Source organism: Burkholderia arboris (assembly GCF_038723655.1).
Taxonomy (GTDB): Bacteria; Pseudomonadota; Gammaproteobacteria; order Burkholderiales; family Burkholderiaceae; genus Burkholderia; species Burkholderia arboris.
In genome coordinates, this window is record NZ_CP109822.1 from 1882540 (window position 1) to 1908600 (window position 26061).

At 69.3% G+C, this 26061-nt stretch carries 24 protein-coding genes; 7 read left to right on the forward strand and 17 right to left on the reverse strand.

Annotation, left to right across the window (positions count from 1 at the left end; all coding sequences use genetic code 11):
• Positions 1-59 precede the first annotated feature (59 nt).
• Together OHZ10_RS25750 and OHZ10_RS25755 are read left to right on the forward strand one after the other, a co-directional pair.
• Positions 60-740 (forward strand): response regulator, encoded by a 681-nt coding sequence (locus tag OHZ10_RS25750; RefSeq protein ID WP_059240713.1) that lies wholly within the window; start codon positions 60-62, stop codon positions 738-740.
• A complete protein-coding gene (locus tag OHZ10_RS25755; RefSeq protein WP_342704722.1) occupies positions 737-2161 on the forward strand; it encodes a sensor histidine kinase in 1425 nt (474 codons plus the stop codon). The genes OHZ10_RS25750 and OHZ10_RS25755 overlap by 4 nt, the downstream gene beginning before the upstream one ends.
• A 43-nt stretch (positions 2162-2204) precedes the next feature.
• On the opposite strand, the gene OHZ10_RS25760 is transcribed toward OHZ10_RS25755, so the two are convergent.
• The 8 genes from OHZ10_RS25760 to OHZ10_RS25795 all read right to left on the reverse strand — a co-directional run bounded on the left by OHZ10_RS25760 (position 2205) and on the right by OHZ10_RS25795 (position 10299).
• Positions 2205-3071 carry an MOSC domain-containing protein gene (locus tag OHZ10_RS25760; RefSeq protein ID WP_342704724.1) on the reverse strand — a complete coding sequence of 289 codons (867 nt, stop codon included), beginning with the start codon at positions 3069-3071 and terminating at the stop codon, positions 2205-2207.
• Between the two features lie 89 nt (positions 3072-3160).
• Complete coding sequence (locus OHZ10_RS25765; RefSeq protein ID WP_342704725.1) at positions 3161-4114, reverse strand: ABC transporter substrate-binding protein; 954 nt, start codon at positions 4112-4114, stop codon at positions 3161-3163.
• A 34-nt stretch (positions 4115-4148) separates the two neighbouring features.
• Complete coding sequence (locus OHZ10_RS25770; protein WP_174991798.1) at positions 4149-5330, reverse strand: c-type cytochrome; 1182 nt, start codon at positions 5328-5330, stop codon at positions 4149-4151.
• Positions 5331-5380: 50 nt separating this feature from the next.
• The gene (locus OHZ10_RS25775) at positions 5381-6196 is read right to left on the reverse strand and encodes an ABC transporter ATP-binding protein (RefSeq protein WP_342704726.1); all 816 of its coding nucleotides are present in this window, start codon (positions 6194-6196) and stop codon (positions 5381-5383) included.
• A complete protein-coding gene (locus tag OHZ10_RS25780) occupies positions 6190-7281 on the reverse strand; it encodes an ABC transporter permease (RefSeq protein WP_256086450.1) in 1092 nt (363 codons plus the stop codon). Before OHZ10_RS25780 ends, OHZ10_RS25775 begins: the two co-directional genes overlap by 7 nt.
• A gap of 4 nt (positions 7282-7285) precedes the next feature.
• On the reverse strand, positions 7286-8320 hold the full coding sequence (locus tag OHZ10_RS25785) for an ABC transporter substrate-binding protein (RefSeq protein ID WP_340625026.1): 1035 nt from the start codon (positions 8318-8320) through the stop codon (positions 7286-7288).
• 30 nt (positions 8321-8350) lie between these two features.
• Positions 8351-9190 carry a class II aldolase/adducin family protein gene (locus tag OHZ10_RS25790; protein ID WP_342704728.1) on the reverse strand — a complete coding sequence of 280 codons (840 nt, stop codon included), beginning with the start codon at positions 9188-9190 and terminating at the stop codon, positions 8351-8353.
• Positions 9191-9213: 23 nt separating this feature from the next.
• The gene (locus OHZ10_RS25795) at positions 9214-10299 is read right to left on the reverse strand and encodes an LLM class flavin-dependent oxidoreductase (protein ID WP_342704729.1); all 1086 of its coding nucleotides are present in this window, start codon (positions 10297-10299) and stop codon (positions 9214-9216) included.
• Between the two features lie 214 nt (positions 10300-10513).
• Here OHZ10_RS25795 and OHZ10_RS25800 point away from each other — a divergent pair, with 214 nt between their 5' ends.
• Positions 10514-11857: an acyl-CoA dehydrogenase family protein gene (locus OHZ10_RS25800; RefSeq protein ID WP_059240703.1), complete on the forward strand. Its 1344-nt coding sequence runs from the start codon at positions 10514-10516 to the stop codon at positions 11855-11857.
• 61 nt (positions 11858-11918) lie between these two features.
• Here the strand turns inward: OHZ10_RS25800 and OHZ10_RS25805 are convergent, their stop codons facing one another.
• Complete coding sequence (locus OHZ10_RS25805) at positions 11919-12893, reverse strand: LysR family transcriptional regulator (protein ID WP_174991793.1); 975 nt, start codon at positions 12891-12893, stop codon at positions 11919-11921.
• A 17-nt stretch (positions 12894-12910) separates the two neighbouring features.
• Between OHZ10_RS25805 and OHZ10_RS25810 the strand changes: the two genes are divergently transcribed.
• Together OHZ10_RS25810 and OHZ10_RS25815 are read left to right on the forward strand one after the other, a co-directional pair.
• A complete protein-coding gene (locus tag OHZ10_RS25810) occupies positions 12911-13477 on the forward strand; it encodes a cysteine dioxygenase (RefSeq protein ID WP_059240701.1) in 567 nt (188 codons plus the stop codon).
• Between the two features lie 105 nt (positions 13478-13582).
• Positions 13583-15208, forward strand: a complete 1626-nt coding sequence (locus tag OHZ10_RS25815; protein WP_059240700.1) for a rhodanese-related sulfurtransferase — start codon at positions 13583-13585, stop codon at positions 15206-15208.
• Positions 15209-15267: 59 nt separating this feature from the next.
• Here OHZ10_RS25815 and OHZ10_RS25820 read toward each other — a convergent pair whose 3' ends face one another.
• The gene (locus tag OHZ10_RS25820; RefSeq protein WP_342704733.1) at positions 15268-16413 is read right to left on the reverse strand and encodes a glycerophosphodiester phosphodiesterase; all 1146 of its coding nucleotides are present in this window, start codon (positions 16411-16413) and stop codon (positions 15268-15270) included.
• A gap of 375 nt (positions 16414-16788) precedes the next feature.
• Here OHZ10_RS25820 and OHZ10_RS25825 point away from each other — a divergent pair, with 375 nt between their 5' ends.
• Positions 16789-17853, forward strand: coding sequence for a phytoene/squalene synthase family protein (locus OHZ10_RS25825; RefSeq protein WP_342704735.1), 1065 nt, complete (start codon positions 16789-16791; stop codon positions 17851-17853).
• A gap of 477 nt (positions 17854-18330) precedes the next feature.
• Positions 18331-19545, forward strand: coding sequence for a porin (locus OHZ10_RS25830; RefSeq protein WP_059240697.1), 1215 nt, complete (start codon positions 18331-18333; stop codon positions 19543-19545).
• Positions 19546-19689: 144 nt separating this feature from the next.
• On the opposite strand, the gene OHZ10_RS25835 is transcribed toward OHZ10_RS25830, so the two are convergent.
• The 7 genes from OHZ10_RS25835 to OHZ10_RS25865 form a co-directional block, all read right to left on the reverse strand.
• Entirely contained in the window at positions 19690-21180 is a 1491-nt protein-coding gene (locus OHZ10_RS25835; protein ID WP_342704737.1) for an efflux transporter outer membrane subunit, read from the reverse strand.
• Positions 21181-21190: 10 nt separating this feature from the next.
• On the reverse strand, positions 21191-22345 hold the full coding sequence (locus OHZ10_RS25840) for an ABC transporter permease (RefSeq protein ID WP_342704739.1): 1155 nt from the start codon (positions 22343-22345) through the stop codon (positions 21191-21193).
• Positions 22342-23289: an ABC transporter ATP-binding protein gene (locus OHZ10_RS25845; protein WP_174992257.1), complete on the reverse strand. Its 948-nt coding sequence runs from the start codon at positions 23287-23289 to the stop codon at positions 22342-22344. Before OHZ10_RS25845 ends, OHZ10_RS25840 begins: the two co-directional genes overlap by 4 nt.
• Entirely contained in the window at positions 23286-24251 is a 966-nt protein-coding gene (locus OHZ10_RS25850) for an HlyD family secretion protein (RefSeq protein WP_256086443.1), read from the reverse strand. Before OHZ10_RS25850 ends, OHZ10_RS25845 begins: the two co-directional genes overlap by 4 nt.
• On the reverse strand, positions 24248-24949 hold the full coding sequence (locus tag OHZ10_RS25855; RefSeq protein WP_256086442.1) for a TetR/AcrR family transcriptional regulator: 702 nt from the start codon (positions 24947-24949) through the stop codon (positions 24248-24250). The genes OHZ10_RS25850 and OHZ10_RS25855 overlap by 4 nt, the downstream gene beginning before the upstream one ends.
• Positions 24950-25184: 235 nt before the next feature.
• Positions 25185-25604, reverse strand: coding sequence for a cupin domain-containing protein (locus tag OHZ10_RS25860; protein ID WP_059240692.1), 420 nt, complete (start codon positions 25602-25604; stop codon positions 25185-25187).
• 10 nt (positions 25605-25614) lie between these two features.
• Positions 25615-26052 carry a carboxymuconolactone decarboxylase family protein gene (locus OHZ10_RS25865; protein WP_342704743.1) on the reverse strand — a complete coding sequence of 146 codons (438 nt, stop codon included), beginning with the start codon at positions 26050-26052 and terminating at the stop codon, positions 25615-25617.
• Positions 26053-26061: the final 9 nt, after the last annotated feature.

A 26061-nucleotide genomic window follows, 5' to 3' on the forward strand; every position in this document is an offset into this window, starting at 1 on the left:
GTCGGCATGGAAAGGATCATGTAATGTAGCGGCCTGTCGCTGACCTTACCGGAATCCCCATGCGTGTGCTGCTCGTCGAAGACAATCCGAACCTCGCCCAGTCGCTGAGCGACGCGCTGAGCGCCGCGCGCTTCGCGGTCGATCACATGGCGGACGGCGAGGCGGCGGACCACGTGCTGCGCACGCAGGATTACGCGCTGGTGATCCTCGATCTCGGGCTCCCCAAGCTCGACGGGCTGGAGGTGCTGCGGCGGCTGCGCGCGCGCCGCAACCCGGTGCCGGTGCTGATCCTCACCGCGCACGGGTCGGTCGAGGACCGCGTGAAGGGGCTCGATCTCGGCGCCGATGACTATCTCGCGAAGCCGTTCGAGCTGACGGAGCTGGAGGCGCGCGCCCGCGCGCTGATCCGGCGCAGCCTCGGCCACGAGCATTCGCGCGTCGAATGCGGGCCGCTTTTGTATGACAGTATCGACCGCAGCTTTCACCTCGCGGGCGAGCCGCTGTCGCTCACGCCGCGCGAGCGCTCGGTGCTCGAGGTGCTGATCCTGCGCAACGGCCGCGCGATCAACAAGGACACGCTGTCGGAGAAGATCTTCGGGCTCGACGAGTCGGTCAATGCCGATGCGATCGAGATCTACGTGTACCGGTTGCGCAAGAAGCTGGAGAACACGGGCGTCGCGATCGTCACGTTGCGCGGCTTGGGCTACTTGCTCGAAGCGAAGGTGGAGCGCGCTGAATGACCCGCCCGAACCTGCGCGCGCAGGTCGCGCTGTGGCTGCTGCTGCCGCTGCTCGGGCTGCTCGCGCTCGACTCGTGGCTGACGTACCAGCGCGCGATGAGCGCCGCGCACGTCGCGTTCGACCGCACGCTGTCGTCGTCGCTGAAGTCGATCCGCGAAGGCGTGCGCCTCAACGACGGCGAGATCGAGGTCGACCTGCCGTATCTCGCGCTCGAAATGCTCGAATCGAGCGACGGCGGCAAGATCTACTACCTGATCCGCGAAGACAACGGCCACACGATCACCGGCTATCCGGACCTGCCGTTGCCGCAGGGGCGCGACGCGGGCGACGGCGCGCTGTTCGTCACGCGCTACTATGACGTCGTCTATCGCGGCGAACAGTTGCGGATGGCCGCGCTGCGTATCCCGGTGCACGACGTGCCGACCGCGCAGTCGCGCATCGTGTGGGTGATGGTCGGCGAGACGATCGAGGCGCGCCAGGCGCTCGCACGCGAGATCCTGATCGGGTCGCTGCTGCAGGAAGGGCTGCTCGTCGTGCTCGCGCTCGGGATCGTGTGGCTCGGTGTCGGGCGCGGGCTGCGGCCGCTGAACCGGCTGTCGGCCACCGTCGCCGCCCGCAGCGAGGACGACACGACGCCGCTCGACACCGGCGCGATCCCGAGCGAGCTGGCGCCGCTCGTCGATTCGATCAACCAGTACATCGGTCGTACACAGCGGATGCAGGTTGCCCGGCGCCGCTTCTTCGCCGATGCGGCGCATCAGTTGAAGACGCCGCTCGCGGCCGTGCAGGCCGGCGTCGAGCTCGCGCTGCGGCCCGACGAGCAGCCGCGCGCGAACGGGCACCTGCGGCGCGCGAACGGTGCGGTGCGGCAGGCGGCGAAGATCGTCCAGCAACTGCTGTCGCTGTCGCGGCTCGATTCGGACAGCGGCCATGCGGTCGCGCACAAGCCGGTTGCGCTGCACCGGCTCGCGCGCAGCGTGACGCTCGACTGGTCGCCCGTCGCGCGTGCGCGCGACATCGATCTCGGCTTCGAGCACGAGACCGACGTCGACGTGCACGGGCAGTCCGACCTGCTCGGCGAGATGATCGGCAACCTGATCGACAACGCGATCCGTTATGCGGGTGACCATGCGGTGATCACGGTGCGCGTGTCGCGCGACGGCGAGCAGGCGCGGCTCGACGTGATCGACAACGGGCCGGGCATCCCGATGGACGAACGCGATGCCGTGTTCGAGCGCTTTCATCGCGGCAGCAAGACGCAGACGGTCGAAGGGACGGGGCTCGGGCTGTCGATCGTGCGGGAAATCGCACGCGTGCATCAGGGCAGCGTCACCCTTGCCGATGCGACAGGCGGCGGGCTGGTCGTGACGATCCGGCTGCCGGTGGCGGTGAAGGAGGCGGTGGCGTCACGCGCCGCGTGAGGGCGCGTGACGCTGCGGGACCGGAAGGGGGGAACTGCCCGGCTCAGTCGCCGAACCCGATTTCCGCTTCGACCGGCTGGCCGATTTCCAGCCACGCACCGGCGCCTTCGACGACGATCGCATTGATGCCGAACGTCAGCGCGTCGTCGTAATTCGGGTTCGCGCGATAGGTCTGCATCGTGTCGGTCGGCTCGTGCGGCCACGCCGGATCGGGTGCGCCGGTGGCCTGGTCGATCGTCGGCATCGGGCAGCGCGTGCACAGCTTCACGAGGCGCAGCCGCACCGGCGTTTCGCCGTCGGTGTCGAGGTGTTCGACGAAATCCTCTTCGTATGCATCGAGATCCGACACGACGATGTTCGGGCGGAAGCGGTTCATCGGAATCGCCGGCGCGCCTTTCGCGGCGAGCCGCGCGTTCAGGTCGTCGAGCGACGACTGGCCGATCACGAGCAGCGGATAGCCGTCAGCGAACTGCGTATGCGTGTCGATCTCGCCAGTCCATTTGCGGTTGCAGCCACGGCGCGAGTCGGACCCGAAGCGCGCGAGCTTCGTCGGCGTGCCGAGGTATGCGGTGAGCCACGCGGCCGTTTCGGCGCCCGTGTCGATCGCGTCGACGGTGTCGCGCCAGACGGTCGCGGCCATCTTCGGCGTCGCGGGCGATGCGTCGCCGTCGAGCGGCGTGCGGATCTCGGGCATGCCCGACGCGTTCAGTACGAGCGCATCCTGGTCGAGCGCGGTGCGGATCAGCGCGAGGCGCGGATGCGTGCGCTGCGTGATCATCTGCCCGTCGGGATCGGTGATCAGCCAGTGGCGGTCGTACGCGAGGCCCGTTTCGAGCAGTTGTGCGCGCGTCAGCGCGATGCCGGCGCAGGATTTGATCGGATAGACGAAGAGTTCGGTGATGGCTGGCATGACGCTGGCTGAACGCGGGATGGTCGAATCGCGATTGTGCCAGATCGTGCCGATGCCGTTTGGGCCGCTGCACGCTGCCGCGCCGCGGCTCAGGCGAGCGGAAACCCGGTGTCGAAGGTCGTGCGCACGTCGAGCGGCTGGGGCAGCAGCCCGGCCTTCAGGTAGAAGTCGGCCGTGCGCTGCTGTTCGGCGATCACCGTCGCGTCGATCGGCAGCCAGCGCGTGTTGCGGCGCTCGAACTGCAGCTTCGCGGCGGCCGGCGGAATGCCGATGATGCGCGCGAGCGCCGCCGAATACGCGTCGGCATGCCGGTAGGACCACGTCTGTGCGCGCACGACGCGCCGCAGGAAATCGTGCAACGCGTCGCGCTTCGATGCGATCGCCGCGTCGGTCGCCGCGAGATAGCTGAGGCCCGACCACAGCCCGCGGCCGTTGACCAGCACGCGCGCGCGGCCGCTCGTTTCGGCGAGCGCGGTATAGGGCTCCCACGTCGCCCACGCGTCGATCGACCCGGTGGCGAGCGCAAGCATCGTGTCGGCCGGCGGCAGGAAGCGGAACGACACCGCATCGGGCGGCAGGCCGGCGGCGTCGAGCGCCTTCAGCGTGACGAAATGGCCGATCGAACCGCGCGTGGTGCCGATGCGCTTGCCCTTCAGGTCCGCCGCGCCTTTCAGTGCGGCGTCGGGGCGCACGAGCACGGCCGTGCCGTACGGATCGGAACGGTTCACACCGATCACCTTGATGCGGGCGCCCGACGCGAGCGCGAAGATCACCGGCGCGTCGCCGATCGGCCCGCAGTCGACGGCCGCCGCGTTCAAGGCTTCGGCGAGCGGTGCGGCAGCCGGGAACTCGGTCCACGCGATGTCGTACGCGAGGCCGTTCAGTTCGCCGGCCGCTTCGAGCAGCGCGCGCAGGCCGCCTTTCTGGTCGCCGGCGCGCAGCAGCGGCCGTGAACCCGATTGCGCGCGCAGTGCGGCAGGCACGGCGGCGATCGTGGCGAGGGCGCTCGCTTGCGCGAGGAAATGGCGTCGGGTCGGATTCATCGTGAAGGTCGGTCGGAAGAAGGATTCGAGGAGGTCAATGCGGGAGTCCGGCCTGCACGTCGCGCACGGGTTCGGTGTCGACGCGCAGCAGCAGGGCGCTCAGCGCGTCGCCACCGGCGGTCGAGGCAGCCGGCCGGGCGCCCGCATCCGAGCGGCACAGCAGGTCGGCGTCCGACCAGCCGGCGCTGCCCGGCAACGCGCGTGCCCGCAGCCAGCCTCGGCGATCGGCGAGCAGTTGCGTGCCGCCGAGCGCGTCGGGCGCGACGCCGGCAATCGTTGCGAACGCGAGCCATGCGTCGGGCGTCGTCGCGACGCAGTTCGCGCGCGTGGCGGTCGAGGGCGCCACGGACGCCCCCTGTTCAGTGACGAGCAAGGTTTGCCAGCGCGCGTCTTCGGGGGGCGCTGCCGCACCCGGCGCGAGCGCAACGATGCGCACGCGCTGGCCTTCGCGCCAGCGGTCGAGCGATTGCGGCGCGGCGTTGCCGCAGCGCACGTCGAGCGCCGGCAGCGGGACGGGTACCGGCCATGCGCCGTCCGCCTGCGCGCCGCTGCCCGCAGCCAGCGCCTTCAGGTAGTCGAGCACGGCCCACGTGTCCTGCGCGCCGAGTGTCGCGGAGAACCCGGGCATCGTCGACACACCCCGTTCGTCGTGCGTGCCGTTCCGCACACGCCAGAACAGTTCGCCGTCGAGACGACGCGCGAGCAGCGCGCCGGCAAAGGTTGGCGGCCAGTGCGTGAGCGTGGCCGCGAGCGGTCCTTCGCCACGCCCGTCCGCGCCGTGGCAGGCCGCGCAGTGCTGCGCATACAGGTGCGCTCCGCGCATCACGTTCGATACGGAAAACGGCGCGGGATCGCGCTGAAAACTCGTCGGCACGGCGGGCGCGAGCCACAGCGACGACGGCGGCCACGGCGCGAGCCATGCGACTGCCAGAGCGGCAATCGCAGATGGCACGCGCCACTTGCGCGCAGCGAGCGCGACGCCGGCGAGCACGACGGCCAGCGCCGTCACTGCGCAGGCGAACGCGAGTTGTCGCGTCAGTCCGGCATCGATGCGCAATGTTTCGAGCGCAATACGGTGCGTCCACGGCCACGCGGCCTGGCCGTCGGCGTCACCCGTCAGGCCAACTGCGTGCAACACGTGCGCCAATGCGATTTGCGCGCGATACAGCAATTGCAGGAATGCGATCGCCCAGTCGGAGAACGGCGGCGCATTCATCGCACGCGTCTCCGCCGTGTCACAACCCGTCGTCGAACGGCACCTCGCATCTACCAGCTCGCGTCGAGCCCGAGATGCCGCAGCGCGTCGTGGCGCAGTTCGGCGAGGCGCGGGTCGCCGCGATGGCGCGGGTAGGGCAGGTCGACGCGCAATTCGGCGACGATCCGTGCGGGGCGCGGCCCGAACACGATCACGCGTTGCGCGAGGAACAGCGCTTCCTCGACATCGTGCGTGACGAGCAGCGCCGAGAACCCGTCGCGTTGCCACAGCGCGGTCAGCTCGGCCTGCATCGTGAGCCGCGTCAGCGAATCGAGCTTGCCGAGCGGCTCGTCGAGAATCAGCAGACGTGGATCGTTGACGAGCGCGCGGGCGAGCGCGACACGTTGCGCCATCCCGCCGGACAACTGATGCGGGAACACGTTCGCGAAGTCCTGCAACCCGACGCGCGCGAGCGCATCGTCGACGCGGTGCTGCGCGGTTCGCGCCACGCCGCGCGCTTCGAGGCCGAGCGAGACGTTCGCGCGCACGCGCCGCCACGGGTACAGCGTCGGGTCCTGGAACACGACGATGCGCGACGGATCGGGTTGCTCGATCGGCACGCCGTCCTGCGCGATTCCGCCTTGCCGCGCGGCATCGAGCCCCGCGACGAGGCGCAGCAGCGTCGATTTCCCGCAGCCGCTCGGGCCGAGCAGCGCGACGAATTCGCCGGCCGCGACCGACAGCGTGACGTCGTCGAGCACCGGCAGCGCACCGCCGGGGCCGTCGAACGCATGGCTTACGCGGCGGATGTCGATGCGCGCGCCGCGCGGCGCAGTGACGGCGGGTGCAGCGGCATCGGATGATTCGAGTACGGTGGCGCTTACCATTTGACGGTTCCTTTCTGCCACGCGAGCGCGCGGTCGCGCACCGCGAACAGCAGCGCGATCAGCCCGGAAAACAGCAGCGCCATCACGATCAGCGCCGCGTACATGTTCACGTACGACGCCCAGCCCTGCGCCCAGCTCAGGTACCAGCCGAGCCCCGACTTCACGCCCATCATCTCGGCGACGACCAGCACGGTGAACGACGCGCTCAGCCCCATGAAGATGCCGACGAACACGTGCGGCAGCGCGGCCGGAATCGCGACGCGCAGCACGAGGAAGCGCGCGTTCGCGCCGAGCGTGCGGGCGACGTCGTAGTACTGCTTGTTCACGCTCGCGACGCCCGACCACGTGAGCACCGCGACCGGGAAACCGGTTGCGAGCGCGATCAGGAACGCGGCGGCCGAATAGCTCGACGGGAAGAAGTAGAACGTGAGCGGCAGCAGCGCGGTGGCCGGCACGGGGCCGAGCACGCGCAGCACCGGATGGATCCAGTAGCCGATCCGGCGCGACCAGCCGATCGACACGCCAACCGCGAAGCCGACCGCGACGCCGTATGCGAACCCGAGCGCGAGCAGCTTCAGCGTGTTGCCGGCGCTGCCCAGCAGGCGCGGCCAGTCGTCGACGTAGACCTCGATCAGCGCCTGCGGCGGCGCGAAGAACGGCGTCGGCAGCCAGCCGGTTTTCGCGGTGACGATTTCCCACGCGGCGAGCACGAGCGGCAGCGCGACGAGCCACGGGCCGGCCGGGCGCACGCGCGCGAGCCGCGTGCGCGTCGCGGGGACGAGATGGCCGAGCGTCGCGGCGGCCAGCAGCAGCGCGGCGATCGTCCATGCGGCGGTGCCGAACGTGTCGGTGTACGCCCAGTCGCTGAAGCCGACGATGCGGTTCGGCCACAGTTGCGTGAGCGCGCCGAGCGCGGCCCACGCGAGCGCGGCGGCGATCCCGGCCGGCCAGATGCGCGCGCGGCGCGCTTCGGCGGCCAGCGTGGCTTCGCAGGCCGTGCAGGCAACGCGCGCAGACGTGGCGCTACTGCCGCCGCCGGGTGCCGCGGCGGTGCGGGCCGTGGAAGCGTGTTCGATCGTCGACATCGCGTTACCCCAGTACGTTGGCATAGACCTGCTGCGCGAAACGCTGCGGGTCCGTGCTCTTCTTCAACACGCTGATGCGGCGGAAATCGTCCGCATAGAACGCGATTTCCTGCTGCAGGTCGACGTTGGTCGGGTGATGCGTGTAGGTAAGCGTCGCGTACAGCTTGCGCAGGTCTTCGGGGCTGATCTTCGGCGAATACTTCGCGAACACCTTCGCGGCTTCGTTCGGGTTGTCGTGCGTGTACTCGGTGGCCTGGACGATCGAGCGCGCGAGCGCGGCGGCCGACGGCCGGTCGTTGCGTACGAGGTCGCCGCGTGCGCCGATCACGCAGCACACCTTGCGCGCGTATTCGCCGGACAGGTTCGTCGCGAGTTCCGTATACGCGCCGTTGCTGCGCTTTTCGAGCAGATAGAGATTCGGGTCGCCGTCGGCGATCGCATGAATTTCGCCCTTGTCGACCGCGACGCCGAGCAGGTCGGCCGGATACTGCCGCCACGTGATGTCGCGCTCGGGATCGATCCCGTTCCTTGCGAGCAGGATCGAGAAGAAATGCTTGCCGGGCGCAGCGAGATCGCTGACGCCGACGGTCTTGCCCTTCAGCGCCTGCAGCGTCGTGACGCCGGCCGCCTTCGCGCCGAGCAGCCGTACGCAGCCGCCGTGCGAGCTGCCGATGATCTTCACGTCGAAGCCGGCTTCGAGCGGCTTCAGCCAGCGGTGGATCATCCCGACCGCCGCATCGGCCTTGCCGGTCGCGATCGATTCGAGCAACTGGTCGGTCGATCCGCTGTAGTTGACCAACTCGACCTTCAGGCCGTTTTTCTCGAAGAAGCCGCGCTCCTGCGCGACGACGATCGGCGTCAGGCAGAACGCGTTCTGGTTCCACGCGAACGTGAGCTTCTTCAGTGGCGGCGCGGACCATGCCTTGCGGCCGAGCGTGATCGCCGGCACGGCGAGCGCGGCGACGCCGGCCGCGCGCAGCAGGCGGCGGCGCTTGTCGTCGTGCGCGCCGGCGGGAGCGGGAGCGGTGGGGTGGGTCATTGTCGGGTCTCCGGTCTTGCGGAAAGGCGCTCAGTCGAGCAGGTCGGGTTCGTCGGCGACGACGCGCGCGAACAGGCTGTCGAACGCATGCAACGCACCGTCGGGGCCGCCGATCTGCCCGTGCGTGTGGCGGGCGGTGGCGTGATCGATCGGCTGCGGCGTGCCGGCCGCTTCCGCGAGCAATTGCGTGTGCGCGGCGTTGTCGAGCGCGATGTACCACCACGCGGCGGCCTCGACCGTCGGGCCGGCCGTCAGGATCCCGTGGTTCTTCAGGATCACGCCCTTGTGCGTGGTGCCGTCCGGTTTCGCGAGCGCACCGGCAATCCGTGCACCTTCGCCGGTGTCGACGACCATTCCCGTGAAGTCGTCGAACAGCGCGTGATCCTCGTAGAACACGCAAGCGTCCTGCGTGAGCGGATCGAGCGGGCGGCCGAGCGTCGACCACGCCTTGCCGTAGGTCGAATGCGTGTGCGCGGCGGCGACGACGTGCGGATGGGCTTCGTGGATCGCCGCATGGATCGCGAATGCGGCCTTGTTCAGCGGCCGCGTGCCGATCGCGGTTTCGCCGCGTGCGTTGACGAGCAGCAGGTCGGACACCTTGATTTGCGAGAAATGCACGCCGAGCGGGTTCACCCAGAAGTGATCGGGCAGTTCCGGATCGCGCGCGGTGATGTGGCCGGCGAGGCCCGACGCGAAGCCGAAGCGCGCGAACAGGCGGAACGCGGCTGCGAGCCGCTCCTGACGGTGGCGGCGTTCGGCGGCGACGTCGATGCGCGGTGCGGCCGGGTCGAACCAGAAATGCTGGCGCGGTGCTTCGGCAAGTTCGAGGCCCGACGCGGTGCGGACGGGCGAGGAAAGGACGGCGGACATGATGGCGGGTTGCTCCGTTGGGCTCAGGCGGCGCGGCGTGCTGCGTCGCGTGCGGCGACGGCGCTGCGCACGCGTGGAATCAGTTCGCGGCCGTAGTCGATCGCGTCTTCCAGCGGGTCGAAGCCGCGGATCAGGAAGGTCGTCACGCCGAGGTCGTAGTAGTCGAGCAGCGCGTCGGCGACCTGTTCGGGCGTGCCGACGAGCGCCGTCGAGTTCGAGCGCGCGCCGGTGAGCTTCGCGATCTCGGTCCACAGCCGCTTGTCGACACGCGAGCCGCGATCGGCCGCGGCCAGCAGGCGACGCGCGCCTTCGCTCTGCTGCGGGCCGCCGGCGCCGAGACCGGCGGCTTCGCGCAGCCGGCGCGTTTCGTCGAGGATGCGATGCGCGCGCGCCCACGCTTCGTCTTCGGTCGCGGCGAGGATCGGGCGGAACGACACGGAGAAGCGCACCTGCCGGCCGTGCTTCGCGGCTTCGGCGCGCACGCGTGTCGTCAGGTCGCGCACCTGGTCGAGCGACTCGCCCCACAGCGCGTACACGTCTGCGTGTTTGCCGGCCACCGCGAGCGCGGCTTCCGACGCGCCGCCGAAGTAGATCGGCACATGCGGCTGCTGGAACGGCTTCACTTCCGAAAAGCCCTGCGTGAACCGGTAGTGCGCGCCGTCGTGATCGAACGGCTGCGCTTCGGTCCAGATCCGCCGCAGGATGCCGAGATATTCGTCGGTGCGCGCATAACGCGCATCGTGGTCGAGGAAATCGCCGTCGCGCTGCTGCTCGCTGTCCGAGCCGCCGGAGATGAAGTGCACGGCGAGCCGGCCGCGGCTGAACTGGTCGAGCGTCGCGATCTGCCGCGCGGCGAGCGTCGGTGTGGTGAAGCCCGGACGATGCGCGAGCATGAAGTGGATGCGCTCGGTCGCGGCCGCCGCGAACGCGATCGTCAGCGTGGCCGACGGGCCGGTCGAATGGTGCGGCACGAGGATCCGGTCGAAGCCGGCCGTTTCGTGGGCGCGCGCGAAGTCGCGCACATAGTCGGGGTCGACCACGGGGCCGGATGCCGGGTGGATCTCCGACTGCTTCTGGCTCTGGATCATGCCGATGAATTCGACGCTCATCTGGGTCTCCGGTGCAGGGATATCCCGGCGCACGGCCGGGCAGGAATGGAGCGCAGGTTAACGCCGCGATCATGCGGAATGGAAATAATCAATCCCGATTTGAATATCAGATTTGCATGGTTTGGGGCCGGTTGCGTTGCGCATACGCTGTGGGCTCGTGAATGATCGGGCGCGCGTTGGCGCCGTGTTTGCACTCCCCAGGGAATCCGTCTCGATGTCCGCCAGCCTTGCCGCTTCCTCGCCGTCCCCGCAGCCTGCGCTGCGCCTCCTGCCTGCCGACGATGCCGGCGACGCTGGCCGGGCGAACGACGCACGCGTCGCCGCGCTGCTCGACCGTCTCGCCCCCGAGCTTGCCGACGATGCGGCCCGCAACGACGTTGAAGGCCGTTTTCCGCACGAGAACTTTGCGCGGCTGCATCGCGCGGGGCTGATCGCGCAGGTGGTGCCGCGCGAGCATGGCGGCGCCGGTGCGACGCTCGCGCAGGCGAGCCGGATCGTGGCAGCCGTCGCGCGGTCTGATCCGGCCACCGCGCTGGTACTGACGATGACGTACCTGCAGCATCGCGCGCTTGGCCGCGCCGACAACCGCTGGCCGGCCCAGGTGCGGCGCGCGGTGTTCGACAGCGCGGTCGCGCACGGCGCGCTGATCAACGCGCTGCGCGTCGAGCCGGCACTCGGCTCGCCGTCGCGCGGCGGGCTCCCGGCAACCATCGCGCGTCGCGACGGCGACGGCTGGCGGCTGTCGGGCCACAAGCTGTACAGCACCGGCATTCCGGCACTGCGCTGGCTGGCCGTGTGGGCACGCACCGACGAACCGGAGTCGCGCGTCGGCGTGTTTCTCGTTCCGCGCGACCGCGACGCGGACGGCGACCGCATCCGCGTGATCGAAAGCTGGAACCACCTCGGTTTGCGCGCATCGGGCAGTCACGAAGTCGTGTTCGACGATGCGTGGGTGCCGCCCGATCACGCGGTCGACGTGCGCGCGCCGGACGCGTGGGCCGTGTCGGGCGCGACCCATGCGGATGCCGACGCGCAGGCCGACCAGCAAGCGTGGATGGTCGCGCTGCTCGGCAGCCTGTACGACGCGGTTGCGCGCGCGTCGCGCGACTGGCTGGCCGGATTCGCGACGACGCGTGCGCCGAGCGGGCTCGGCGCGCCGCTCGCGACGCTGCCGCGCGTGCAGGAAGCCGTCGGCGAAATCGAGGGCTGGCTGCACACGAACCGGGTGCTGCTCGACGATCACATCGCACGCACCGACGCGGGCAACGCGCCGTCCGTGACGACGAGCGGCCTCGTCAAACGCACCGTGACCGGGCACGCGATCCGCGTGGTCGAGCAGGCGCTGAAGCTGTCGGGCAATCACGGGCTGAGCCGCGCCAATCCGCTCGAACGCCACTATCGCGACGTGCTGTGCAGCCGTGTGCATACGCCGCAGGACGACGCGATCGCGGTGGCGGCGGGGCGGGCGGCGCTTGACGCGGCAAGCGCGAGCGAAACGAGGATCGAGGCGGGAGACGCGTCACGCAGCGAGGTCGAACGCGATCGACACGATGCATGAGCGAGGCTGGGGTGTCGCGCGTGACGACCGGGCGGCGCGGTGGACGTGCCGCCCCGCCGGGTTAAGCGGCCTTGCCGTGCGATTGCCCGGGCACGGCAAACGCCGCGCGTGCATGTGTGGCGACGGCCGTGAGCGGCGCGTCGAAGCGGGCCGCATCGCGCCGGCGCAGCAGCCACAGATCGATCTGCGGCTTGAAATCGGCGAGCGGCACGATGTCGAGCGCATCGCGCAGCGGGCTGCCTTCGACGAGCGGCAGCGGCATCAACCCCAGGCCGAAGCCATTCGCGACACTCTGCAGTTGCAGGTCGCGGCCGTAGGTGTCGAGCGTGACCGGCATCGGCAGGCCTTGCGCGTCGAGCGCGCGCCGCAGCCCCGCGCGAAAGCCGCAGCCGTCCGGATTGAGCACCCAGCCGCGCGCGTGGCAATCGGCGAGCCGGTAGCTGCGGCGCGGCCAGTCGCCCCGGCGGCCGACTGCAACGAGCCGCGTGGCCAGCAGCCGTTCGCCCTCGACCTGCGCCGGCAGCACCATTTCGCGTGCGAGGAACACGAGCGCCGCATCGAGTTCGCGGCGGGCGACACGCTCGACGAGCATCCCGCCCCAGGCCGTCGTGACCTGCGTCGCGAGCGCGGGCCACTGCGCGGCGAGATCGGCGATCAGCGCCGGCAACATCAGTTCGCCGAGCCCCTGCGTGAGCCCGATCCGGAATTCGCCGGCGGGCGGCTGCTCACCGGCCGTCAGCTCGCGCAGTGCATCGACCTCGCGCAGGATCGCGCGACACTGCTCGAAGACCTGCCGGCCGATGTCGGTCGGGCGCGGCGGCTTCGTGTTGCGGTCGAGCAGGATCACGCCGAGCGCTTCCTCGAGATTCTGGACGCGCCGCGTGATCGCGGGCTGCGTCATCCCGAGCTCGGCCGCGGCCTGGCTCAGGGTCTGGCAGCGGACGACCGCTGCAAAAGCGTCGATATCGCTAATTTTCATGTTTGTTCTGCATGGTCTTTCGGGTGCATCATGACGATCCATCATATTCGGCATCATATTCGAGGAGACAGCCGATGAGTACGCTTTCGTTGCAGCAGACGCCGCTGCGTCCGTTCGTCGATGGTCTGGGCGCGCTGCTCGCGTCCGGCGCGAACGAGGCGCGCATTCTCGACGAGGGCGGCGCATTGCTCGCCGCGCTCGTCGAACACGACGACTGGTTGCCCGACGCGTTCGCGCAGCCCGATCCCGAGCGCTATCGGCAATACCTGCTGCATCTCGATCCGGACGAGCGGTTCTCGGTCGTCAGCTTCGTGTGGGGCCCCGGCCAGACGACGCCGATCCACAACCACACGGTGTGGGGGCTGATCGGGATGCTGCGCGGCGGCGAGTTCTCGCAGCCGTACCGGTTCGACGCAGCGGGCAAGCCGGTGGCCGCGGGCGATGCCGTGCGGCTGGCGCCCGGCGAGGTCGAGGCCGTGTCGCCGCGCATCGGCGACGTCCATCGCGTGACCAACGCATTTGCCGACCAGGTGTCGATCAGCATTCACGTGTACGGCGCGAACATCGGCAAGGTCGAGCGCGCGGTGTTCCTGGACGACGGCACCGTGAAGCCTTTCGTGTCGGGCTATTCGAATGCCTGACGCAACGCCCGTCGTCGCGGCCCGTTGCGGGCGCGTGCCGGCAGGCCCAAGATTGATCCGTTCCGCTTTCTTCACCGACTTCAACGTATTCAACCCAGAGACATCGTGACGCAATCCGCCGATTCCACCTCCCGTTTTCCCGTCGCGTCGTATCAAGACGTGCGCGCACGCCTGCTGGCCCGCGACGAGCTCGCGCTGATCGACGTACGCGAGGAAGATCCGTACGCGCAGGGCCATCCGCTGTGGGCTGCCAACTTCCCGCTGTCGAAGCTCGAACTCGACGCATGGACGCGGATTCCGCGCCGTGACACGCCGATCGTCGTGTTCGGCGACGCGGGCGGCGAGGATCTCGCGCCGCGCGCGGCCGCGAAGCTCGCGGCACTCGGCTACACCGATGTGCGGTTGCTCGACGGCGGTCTTGCCGGCTGGCAGGCTGCGGGCGGCGAGCTGTTCATCGACGTGAACGTGCCGAGCAAGTCGTTCGGCGAATGGGTCGAGGCCGAACGCCATACGCCGTCGCTGTCCGCGCAGGAAGTCCAGGCGCTGATCGATGCGAAGGCCGATGTCGTGATCGTCGACGCACGCCGGTTCGACGAATACCAGACGATGAACATCCCGACGTCGACGAGCGTACCGGGCGCGGAACTCGTGCTGCGCGTGCGTGCGCTCGCGCCCGATCCGGCGACGCAGGTGGTCGTCAACTGCGCGGGCCGCACGCGCAGCATCATCGGCACGCAGTCGCTCGTCAACGCGGGGCTGCCGAATCCGGTCGCGGCACTGCGCAACGGCACGATCGGCTGGACGCTCGCGGGCCAGGCGCTCGAACGCGGCGCCGCCCGCCGCTTTCCGGACGAGATCGACGCGACGCAGCGCGCCGACGCGCGTCAGGCTGCACGCGCGGTGGCCGAACGTGCCGGCGTGCCGCGCATGGCGCTGGCCGACGTCGCCGCGCTCGACGAGCCGGGCCGCACGCTGTACCGCTTCGACGTGCGCACGCCGGAGGAATATGAAGCCGGCCACCTGCCGGGCTTCCTGAGCACGCCGGGCGGCCAGCTCGTGCAGGAGACCGACCATCACGCGGCCGTGCGCGGTGCACGGATCGTGCTCGCCGATGACGACGGCGTGCGCGCGGACATGACCGCGTCGTGGCTCGCGCAGATGGGCTGGGACGTGCGTGTCGTGGAACCGGCCGGCGAGGCCGCGTTCGGCGAGCGCGGCCAGCCGCCGCGCGACGTGCCGGCAACGCCGCCTGCGACCGACGTGTCGCCCGCGACGCTCGCGGGCTGGCTGAAGGAAGCGGCGCCCGGCGAACTCGCGATCGTCGACGTGACGGCCAGCGCGAATTACGTGAAGCGCCATATTCCGGGCGCGTGGTTCGCCGTGCGCGCGCAGTTGCGCGATGCGCTCGCGGCGATCCCGCCCGCGAAGCGCTATGTGTTCACGTGCGGATCGAGCCTGCTGGCGCGGTTCGCGGCGGACGATGCACGCGCGTTGCTGCCGGCGTCGGCCGACATCTCGGTGCTGACCGGCGGCACGGCCGCGTGGATCGACGCGGGGCTGCCGCTCGAAAGCGGCGAGACGCATCTCGCGTCGCCGCGCGTCGACCGTTACCGGCGCCCGTACGAAGGCACCGACAACGCGGCGGCCGCGATGCAGGCGTATCTCGACTGGGAATACGGGTTGGTCGACCAGTTGAAGCGGGACGGCACGCACCACTTCAACGTGATCTGACCGATACGGTGCAACCGGGCGCGGTGCGTGCGACGTGCGCCGCGCCCGGGTCGCGCGTGTCAGCGCTTGAACGTATCGACGGCCGTGCGGCCGACGGCCGGATCGTCGGTGAAGAAGCCGTCGATGCCCGCGCGCAGGTACGCCTGGATCTCGCGCACCGAGCCGGCCGTATTGCGCGTGGCCGGCGTGCCGCCGTCCTTCAGCGACGCGGGCAGGAAGTTGTTCTCCGGACGGAACGTGTACGGATGCACGACGAGGCCGGCCTCGTGCGCGTAGCGCACGTACGGCGTCGGCTGCTGCAGCGTGCCGTCCGCGGCGACCGCGATGATCGACGTCTTGTACGGACCGACGCCGTTCGCATAAGTCGCGATCTCGCGCATGCCGTCGCGCGTCGACAGGTCGCCGTAGGTGCGCTTGTCGTTGGCCTTGACGAAGTCGTACGGGCGCTGGCCGGCTTCGTCCATCAGCTGCACGAGCTTCCAGTTCGGCTGGCTCGACCTGATCCGGTTGCGGATCGCCTTCAGGTTCGCGACCTCGAACGACTGGATGTAGACGGTCGCCGTGCGCGACGTGTACGTATCCTTCAGCAGCGCATCGACGAGACGGTCCTCGAGCGGCAGATTGATCGACTGGAAGTAGGTCGGATGCTTGGTTTCCGGATACAGGTGAATCGTGCGGCCGGTCTGTGCGGACATCTGCTTCGCGAGCGCGACGATCTCGTCGAACGTCGGAATCTCGAACTGGTCGTTGTACGCGGTGTTCGCGGGGCGGACCTGCGGAATGCGCTCGCGCGCCCGCAGCGTCTTCAGCTCGGCGAGCGTGAAATCCTCGGTGAACCAGCCGGTCAGCTGGGCGCCGTCGATCGTCTTGGTCGCCTTGCGGCTCGCGAACTGTGGCAGCACCGACACGTTCGTCGTGCCCGAGATCTCGTTCTCGTGGCGCGCGACGAGCACGCCGTCGCGCGTCGACACGAGATCGGGCTCGATCACGTCCGCGCCGTCCTCGACCGCCTTGCGGTACGACGCGAGCGTGTGTTCGGGGCGCAGCGCGCTCGCGCCGCGATGGCCGACCACCTGGACCTTCGCGGAAATCGGCTGCGTGGGATCGGACGCCACATCGTCGTCGCCGCCGCACGCGGCGAGCAGGAACGCGGCGGCACAGGCGAACGGGACATAGCGCAGGGAGGTCGGGCGCTTGAAGAGCATGTCGATGAACCTTCGAAACGGGAGTCGGAAAAGGGCGGTCGTTCCGGCGGCGCGGCCGGGGGGCCGTGCCGCACGGGATCGAACGGTGCGCGATCGTCGCACCGAATAATTACATATGTATTACTTTGATCTTTCCGTTCTGATTTTTTAGGGTGCGATGCCCGTGACAGGCGCGTTGACGATGGCCTGGCGTATGCCGCAATCCGGCCGCCGCAGGCAGGCCGCGCGCCGGATGCACTAAACTTGCGGGAATTTTGCATCGCCGCGCCGGGGGCCGACGCCCGCCCGGCGCGACGATGCGGCGACTCGCGGACGGCGCGGGCGCCCGGCGCCCGAGTGCGTCCGGGGCTCGCGCCGGCCGATTTTTCCCGACCCATGACGACCCATACCGATCCCGCCTATCTGCTCGGCGAGCTGCTGAAGAACGTTTCCCGCTCCTTCTACCTGACGCTGCGCGTGCTGCCCGACGGCATGCGCGACCCGGTCGGCCTTGCGTACCTGCTCGCGCGCGCGGCCGACACGATCGCCGACACCGCGCTCGTCGCGCCCGGTCGCCGCGCGGCGTTGCTGACCGGCCTGCGCGACGAGATCGAGCGGCTCGGCGACGGCGCGGCGCTGTCGCGTTCGCTCGAGGACGTGACGCGGATGCAGACCGATTCGCACGAGCACGTGCTGCTCGGCTCGATGGAGCCGATGCTCGCGCTGCTGCGCGCGCAGCCGGATGCGGATCGCGCGTCGATCCGCAAGGTCGTCGCGACGCTGATCTCAGGGATGGAATTCGACCTGCACACGTTCCCGGACGAGCAGTCGGGGCGGGTTGCGTCGCTGCCGACGCGCGACGAACTCGATCGCTACACGTACCTCGTTGCCGGCTGCGTCGGCGAGTTCTGGACCGACATGACGGGCGCGCACACGCGCGCCGCGCGCGGCTGGGACCTGCCGGACATGCGGGAGAAGGGCATCCGTTTCGGCAAGGCGCTGCAGATGACCAACATCCTGCGCGACTGTGCGAAGGACCTGCGCATCGGCCGCTGCTATCTGCCGGACGCCGTACTGGGCGCCCACGGGCTCGGTGTGGCCGACCTGATGCAACCCGGTGCGTCGGCGCGTGCGCGCGGCGTGCTGGTCGACCTGTTGCGCGTGACGCTCGACCAGTATCGCGACGCGTGCCTGTATACGCTCGCGATTCCGCGCCGTTACATGCGGCTGCGGCTCGCGTGCCTGTGGCCGATCATGATCGGCCTCGAAACGCTCGAGCTGCTGGCCGGCCACGATGCGTGGCTCGATCCGGCGAAGCCGGCCAAGGTGCCGAGAAAGCGCATCTACCGGATCATGGCGTCGTCGCTTGCGCTGGTCGGGTCGAACACGGCGATCCGCGCGCGCATGGCCGCGCTCACCGATGCGGTGAACGCGCGGCTCGCCGGCCCGGCATCGCGCTGAATATCGCCGGCGCACTGCGCCGGCATCCCCCTCGGCCCGCGTTCGCCGGGCCGCGCCCGTCCGGTTTCCCGCCGATCGACTAAAACGTTTTCATGATTTCGCTTCCCGAAATGTGGGTGTCATGAATGTCAGCGATCCTGCGCGGCGGCGTGAATCGCAGTGTCAGCTGCGACCGCGCATTTGTAAGATGATTTTTTGCCGAAGGCGTCTGACGACATCGGACGGTCGTGTTGCACCAGTAAAAATGTAAAGCTAGGGTTTTCACCGGGAAATGCCGGAAAGGCCCGCTGCATAAGCGTTTCAAGGTGTTATGTAACCGCTTGGTGAACCCGTGCGTTGCGTCGATCATACGATGACCGACTGCACGTATTGGGAAACAATTGGTAATCCGTCAGAATCGCGTCGGCATGTACTCGCACATGTGTCAGTCATAAAACCACACCAGAAAAGAAATCATTCTTTGAGGACGGAGAATCAATGAAAAAGCGCGTCGCTTTCGCCATGACGGCAGTGGGCCTTGCAGCCGCTACCGCTGCCCACGCCCAGAGCAGCGTGACCCTGTACGGTATCGTCGACAACGGTATCGCTTACCAGAACAACTCGTCGGCCACGGGCGCGACGACGGGTGGTCACTCGAAGGTGCAAATGTCCACCGGCGTGTGGGCAGGCAGCCGCTTCGGCCTGAAGGGCAGCGAAGATCTCGGCGGCGGCACGAAGGCGATTTTCCAGTTGGAAGCCGGCGTCAACACGGCTAACGGCTCGTCGCAGTGGACCAACGGCATCTTCACGCGTCAGGCATGGGTTGGGATGACCAACGCCACGTACGGTACGCTGACGGCCGGCCGCCAGTACACCGCGTACTACACGCTGCTGTCGCCGTACAGCCCGACGACCTGGCTGACCGGCTATTACGGCGCGCACCCGGGCGATATCGATTCGCTGGATACCAGCTACCGCGCGAACAACTCGCTCGTGTACATGTCGCCGAAGTTCTACGGCTTCACGGTCGGCGGTTCGTACTCGTTCGGCGGCGTCGCAGGCGCGACGAACCGCGGCTCGACGTGGAGCGCGGCGATCCAGTACCTGAACGGCCCGGCAGGCATCGCCGTCGGCTACCAGAAGGTCAACAACGCGACGCTGGGTGGCGGCGTGTGGGGCGCGAACTCGACGGTGCAGAACGGCCTGACGGCAACGGGCGACGGCAACCAGCCGGCAGTCTCGTCGATCAACAACGGCTACGCGACCGCGCAATCGCAGCAGCGTATCGCCGTGACGGCGGGTTACCAGTTCACGCCGGCATGGGACATTTCGGCGTCGTACTCGAACGTGCAGTACACGCCGGGCGTTGGCTCGTCGTTCCGCAACACGGCCATCTTCAACACGGCAGGCGCCGTGCTGCACTGGAAGGCAGCGGCTCAGTGGGACTTCGCGGCGGGCTACTCGTACACGGCGGCAACGCAGTCGAACGGCATCACGAGCTCGGCCAAGTACCACCAGGTCACGCTGTCGCAGTACTACAGCCTGTCGAAGCGCACGGGCCTGTACGCAGTCGAGGCTTACCAGCATTCGAGCGGCAACACGCTGAACGCAGGCAAGATCATCGCGGCAACGACGTCGATCGGCGACGGCGTGGGCGCAGGTTCGAAGCAGAACCAGATCGGCCTCGGCGTCGGCCTGATCCACCGCTTCTGATGTCGCGCGGCGCGCGAGCGCCGCTTGCGGCATGCGGTATGAAAAACCGGCCTTCGGGCCGGTTTTTTTTATGGGCGGCACGCATGATGCGTCAGCCGTCGTGCGGCATCGGCCAGGTCGTGCGCGGGCGGCGCCACGGCCCGATCACTGTGTCGCATCGTCCGTCCAGCTTCCCGCCAGCGCCTGAAACAGCGCCGCCGTGTCGGCCAGCCGGTCGGCCTGCGCGCGCGTGCGGTCGAGCACCGTCTGCAGCGCCTGCCGCTGCGTGTCGAGCAGGTCGAACGTGCTGATTCCGCCTGCCGCGTAACGGTCACCGGCAATCGCGTGGCTTGCCGCCGCTTCCTGCGCGGCCGTGTCCCGTGCCTGCAAGGCAGCCGCATCGTGCTCGATCGCGCGCATCGCGTCGGCCACCTGTTGCAGCGCCAGCAGCACGGTGTCCCGATAACTCGCGAACGCGGCGTCGTATGCCGCTTCGGCCGCGCGTTTCTTCGCGCGCAGCTCGCCGCCGTGAAAGAGCGGCTGCGTGAGGCCGAGACCGACATTCCACACATTGAGCCCGCTGACGATATCCGCGATGCGCGTGCGCTCCGAACCGATTCCCGCCGAAATCGACAATCGCGGATACAGGTTCGCGGCGGCCACGCCGACGTTCGCGCTCGCCTGGTGCAGCACGGCTTCCGCCGCGCGGATGTCGGGCCGTTCGCGCGCGAGCGTCGACGGCAGTGCGACGGGCAGCGTGCGCGGCAGCGCGAGCGCATCGAGCGCGAGGTCGGGCAGCGTGGCGTCGGACGGCGGCGCGCCGAGCAGGATCGCAAGCCGGTGGCCGGCCTGTGCGAGACGGGCCGCGAGCGGCGGCAACGACGCCCGCGTCTGCGCGAGCAGCGCGCGTTGCGCGTGCACGTCGGCTAGCGATACGCCGCCCGCCGCGTAGCGCGCTTCGACGATCCGCAACTGGCGTGCCTGCGCGTCGAGGAGCTGCCGCGTGAGCGCGACCTGTTGCGCAAGCGATGCACGCAAGATCGCGGTGGCGACGACATTGCCCGCGAGTGTCAGTCGCGCGGCGTCGAGCGTGAAGGCCTGGTAATCGACCTGCGCGCGCAGCGCTTCGAGCGCACGCCGATTGCCGCCGAACACGTCGAGCACATACGACACGCTCACCGACGCGTCGTACAGCGTGAACGGTCCCGGGCTCGGCACGCTGGCCGGCAGCCCGAACGCGGTGGTATCGACTTGCTCGCGCGTGGCGGACAGGTTCGCGTCGACACGCGGCAGCATCGTCGCGCCGGCTTCGGCGGCGTGGTTCTGACGTGCCTCGTCGAGCCGCGCGCGTGCTTCGGCGAGCGTCGGGCTGTTTTGCCAAGCGGTGTCGACGAGCCGGTTCAACGGTTCGGAGTGGAACTGCGTCCACCAGCGTTGCGGCGTGTGGGCGGCTGGCGCGAACGTCTGCGCGTCGCCGGCCGGGCCGCTGGCGGCAACCGTGGTCGCGGGGGGCTCGCCCAGTGTGTACTGCTGCGTGGCCGGTGCGTCCGGCGTGTGGAAATCCGGCCCGGCCGCGCATCCGGCGACGAGCAACGCGGCGGCGGCCAATGCGCAGCCGTGGGCCGTGCGGGCGGGGCGACGCGAGGCCGGTTTCATCGCGGGCCGCCTAATCGAGCGTGCGCCGGTAGAAGCGCAACGCGATGCCCATCACGACGACCGTGAACAGCGCGACCGGCCACACGGACGGCCACAGGTCGGCCCAGCCGTTGCCTTTCAGCAGGATGCCGCGCACGAGGCGGTTGAAGTAGGTGAGCGGCAGCAGGTTGCCGATGAACTGCGCCCACTTCGGCATCCCGGCGAACGGGAACATGAAGCCCGACAGCAGGATGTTCGGCAGGAAATAGAACACCGCGAGCTGCATCGCCTGCAACTGGTTCTGCGCGAGCGACGACAGCGTGATGCCGACCGTCAGGTTCGCGGCGATGAACAGCAGCGCGGACAGGTAGAGCGCGAACACGCCGCCGACGAACGGCACGTCGAACACGAACCGCGACGCGGCGACGATGATCGACACCTGGATCAGCCCGATCAGCACGTACGGGACGATCTTGCCCGTCATCACCTCGAGCGGCCGCACGGGTGTCGCGAGCAGGTTCTCCATCGTGCCGCGCTCGCGTTCGCGGGTGATCGCGAGGCCCGTCATCATGACCATCGTCATCGTCAGGATCACGCCCATCAGGCCCGGCACGACGTTGTACTGCGTGATGCCTTCGGGGTTGTAGAGCCGGTGCAGCACGACGTCGAACGCGGCCGGGCGGCCGTTCAGGCGCGCGAGCGGGCCCGTCAGGTCCTTGTCCGCGACCGGCTGCACGAGGCCCGGCAGCGCGCCGATCGCCGACGCGGTGGCGACGGGGTCGGTGGCGTCCGCTTCGACGAGCAGCGACGGGTGCTCGCCGCGCAACAGCCGCCGGGAGAAATCGGCCGGCACGCTCAGCACGAACTGCACGTCGCCGCGGGCGAGCGCATGGCGGCCGGCCGCTTCGTCGGGCAGCGTCGCGACGATGTCGAAGTACGCGGAATGGCGCATCGCGGCGATGAAGCTGCGCGCGAACGGGCTCGCGTCGGCGACGATCACGGCGGTCGGCAGGTGCTTCGGATCGGTGTTGATCGCGAAGCCGAACAGCGTGAGCTGGATGATCGGCACGCCGACGATCATCGCGAACGTCACGCGGTCGCGGCGCAGCTGCAGGAACTCTTTCAGCACGATGCTCCACCAGCGCGCGACCGAGAACGATTCGCGCAGGCTCGACCACGCGTTCATGACGACACCCCGCCGGGCGGCGCGGACGCGCGGCCCATCATGTAGATGAACACATCCTCGAGCCCGGTGTCGATCGGCGCGACGTGCAGAGCGGTATCGCGCGCAACCTGTTCGAGCGTCGCGTCGAGCCGCGCGCGATCGCGGCCGCTCACGTGCAGCGCCGAACCGAACACGACCGTCTGGTCGATGCCCGGCATCGTGCGCAGCCGCGCGGACAGTTCGGCCAGGCGCTCGCCGGTGATCGCGCGCGTCGACAGGTGCTGCGACGCGACGATCTCCGCCGCTGTGCCCTGCGCGAGCAGTTCGCCGTACGCGATATACGCGAGCTTGTGGCAGCGCTCGGCTTCGTCCATGTAGTGCGTGCTGACGAGCACCGAGATGCCCTGCGCGGCGAGCCGGTGCAGTTCCTCCCAGAAGTCGCGGCGCGCGGCCGGATCGACGCCGGCGGTCGGCTCGTCGAGCAGCAGCAGCTCGGGCTCGTGCAGCATGCACGCGGCCAGCGCGAGACGCTGCTTCCAGCCGCCCGACAGCGCGCCCGTGAGCTGGTCCGCGCGGCTCGCGAGGCCGAGCCCGTCGAGCGCACGCGCGACGGCCGCCTTGCGGTCGCGCATCCCATACACGCGCGCAACGAAATCGAGGTTCTCGCGAATCGACAGGTCTTCCCAGTACGAGAAGCGCTGCGTCATGTAGCCGACGCGCCGCTTGATCTGCGCGCTGTCGCGCACGATGTCGTAGCCGAGGCAGGTGCCGCTGCCCGAATCGGGCGTGAGCAGACCGCACATCATCCGGATCGACGTCGTCTTGCCGCTGCCGTTCGGCCCGAGGAAGCCGAAAATCTCGCCGCGCGCGACGCGCAGCGACACGTCCTTCACGACGTGCTTGTCGCCGAACCGCTTGTTCAGCCGGTCGACGTCGATCGCGTACGGGGCAGACGGCGCGTTCATCGCACGCTCACGGCAACGGGCTGGCCCGGATGCAGTTTCGGCGCGTCAGCGGCGGCGGGGCGCGCCTCGATCATGAACACGAGCTTGGTCCGGCTCTCGTTGCTGTAGATCACGGGCGGCGTGTATTCGGCCTCGCTCGACACGTAGGTGATGCGCGCGGGCACGTCGGCCGCACAGCCGTCGCAATGGATCGCGACCGTGTGCCCCGGCGCGAGCGAGGCGATGGCGGCTTCCGGCACGAAGAAGCGCACCTTCAGGTTCTGCGGCGGCAGCATCTGCACGACCGGATTGCCGGCCTGCACCCATTCGCCGACCCGGTACAGCGTGTCGTACACGCGCCCGGCGGCCGGTGCGGCGACACGCTTCTGGTCGAGCTTCCATTGCGCTTCGGCCACCGCCGCCTGCGCGGCGTCGACCTGCGCGGCCTGTGCCGCGACCTGTTGCGCGCGGCCCGGCAGGCGCGCGACGTCGACCTGTTTCTGCAGTTCGCGCATCTGCGCGGCCGTCGTCTGCGCGGACGTGCGCGAATCGTCGAGCTGCTGCTTCGACAGGCCGCCGGCCGCGTACTGGTGTTCGTCGCGCGTGAGTTGCGCGGCGGCCCGTGCCGCTTGCGCGCTGGCTTGCGCGAGCTGTGCCTGAGTGACCGCGATTTCCGGCGGACGCTTGCCGGTCTGCAGGTCCGCCAGCTGCGCGCGGGCGGCCGCAAGCTGATGCTGAGCCTGCAGCAGCGCGGCCGTTTCGCTGGCGGCTTCGAGCGAGAATGCGGGCGCGCCGGCGGCGATGGCCTGGCCGCGTTCGATCGGCAACTGCGTCAGCGTGCCCGACTGTGACGACGACAGGTACACGAATTCGCCTTCGACATAGCCCTGGTAGGTCGCGCCGTTGTCCGTCGAGCGTCCGCAACCGGCCAGCAGCGCGACGGCGGCGGTCAGCGCGAGCGGTAGCACGTGAGCCGCGTTCACGACGGCCTCCGAGGCGACGGGGCCTGCGGCGTACGCGGCGCGGCGGCGGGCGGCTGCACGCCCGAGCCGAGCAGCGCGCGGACATGCCGGTGCAGCGCGTCGCGGTCGATCGGCGGCAGGCCGCGCGCGCTTTGCCACAGTTTCGCGGTGGCCAGAGGGAGCATCACGAGCGCGATGATCGAGTGGAACAGGAACGCCGGTTCGAGCGCGGGGTTCAATGTGCCGGCCTGCTGCGCGGCGCGGATGCGTTCGGCGAAGCGTCCGATGTGTTCGAGCGGAATGCGCCGCACCATCCGCTCGCGCAGCAACCCGCCTTCGTGGACGATCTCGCGCAGCCAGATCGACGGCAGCCAGGGCATGCGGTGCGTGACGTCGAAGAAGCGGTCGACGAGTTCGGCGACGAGCGCGAACGGATCGTTCTCGATCCGCGGTTCGGTCGGCCGCCAGACGAACGCGATGACCTGCGCGAGCCGCTCCTCGACGATCGCGTCGAGCAGTTGCTCGCGGTTCGTGAAGTAGTAGTGGACCATCGCCGACGTGACGCCGGCGGCGGCGGCGATCTGCGCGACCGTCGTCGCGGCGATGCCGCGCTCGGCGAACAACTGGATCGCGACGTCAAGCATGTGGCCGCGCAGGTCGAAATCGTCCACCGACGGGCGGCGCCCGCGCGGCTTGGGGTCTGTCGATTTCGCGTTCATGAAATCGACGCTAATTGATGAGTTAGTTAATTTCAAGGAAGGGTTTTCGCCGCGCTTGACCGGGATCGGACGGGCGTCGAAGCGGCGCGCGGGCGAGCGCGGTGCGACGTGGCCGCGGGCCGTGCGCGGCCGGTGTCGTGTAGGGAGCAGTTAACGGGAAACGGTGACGAACCGGCGGGGAAGCCGGTGGCGGAGCGGGGTGCGCACGAGGTGTCGCACGCGCCCCGGAACGGGATTACTGATCGATCGGCGACGTCAGCGGCGCGTGCTCGCCGGTCAGCCCGAACACGACGAGCTGCGCGGGCTCGGTCGCGCTCGCGTTGCGCGACACCTGGTGGCGGGAGCCGGGCGCCTCGTACCAGCCTTCGCCGGCGCGGTAGCGGTGCAACGGACCGCCGTTCACCTGCGACAGCACTTCGCCTTTCGACACGACGGCAAATACCGAGCCGAGGTGCTTGTGCGCGTCGGACGCCTGACCGGGCGCATAGTCGACGGTCGCGACGACGACGAGCTTGCCGGGCGCTTCGGGCACGGCCTGCTGCATGACGGCATGCACGTTGTCGCCTGCGTCGTGCGCCTGGGCGGCGGCCGGCAGCGCCGCGCCGAGCACGAGCGCGGCGCACGAAACGACGCGATGGAGCGGGGAGCGGATCATCGTCGCCTCCTTACTCGGGCATCTTGCGGAACGCGATCGCGAAGCGGTTCCACGAGTTGATCGTTGCGATCAGCATCGACAGGTCGAACAGCTCCTCGTCGGTGAAGTGCGGCTTCACGGCTTCCCAGATGGCGTCCGGCACGTGGTTGCTGGCCACCAGCGTCAGCGCCTCGGTCCATTCCAGCGCCGCGCGTTCGCGCTCGGTGAAGAACGGCGTTTCGCGCCAGGTGACGACGGTTGCAAGACGGCGGTCGGTTTCGCCGCCCTTGCGCGCGTCGGTCGTATGCATGTCGACACAGAACGCGCAGCCGTTGATCTGCGACGCGCGCAGGCGGACGAGTTCGGCGAGCGGCTTCTCGATCGAGCTCTTCGCGAGGAATTCCTCGGCGTTGCGCATTGCCTTGATTGCATTCGGGCTGGCGGCATAAAAGTTCAGGCGCGGTTGCATGGCAGGTCC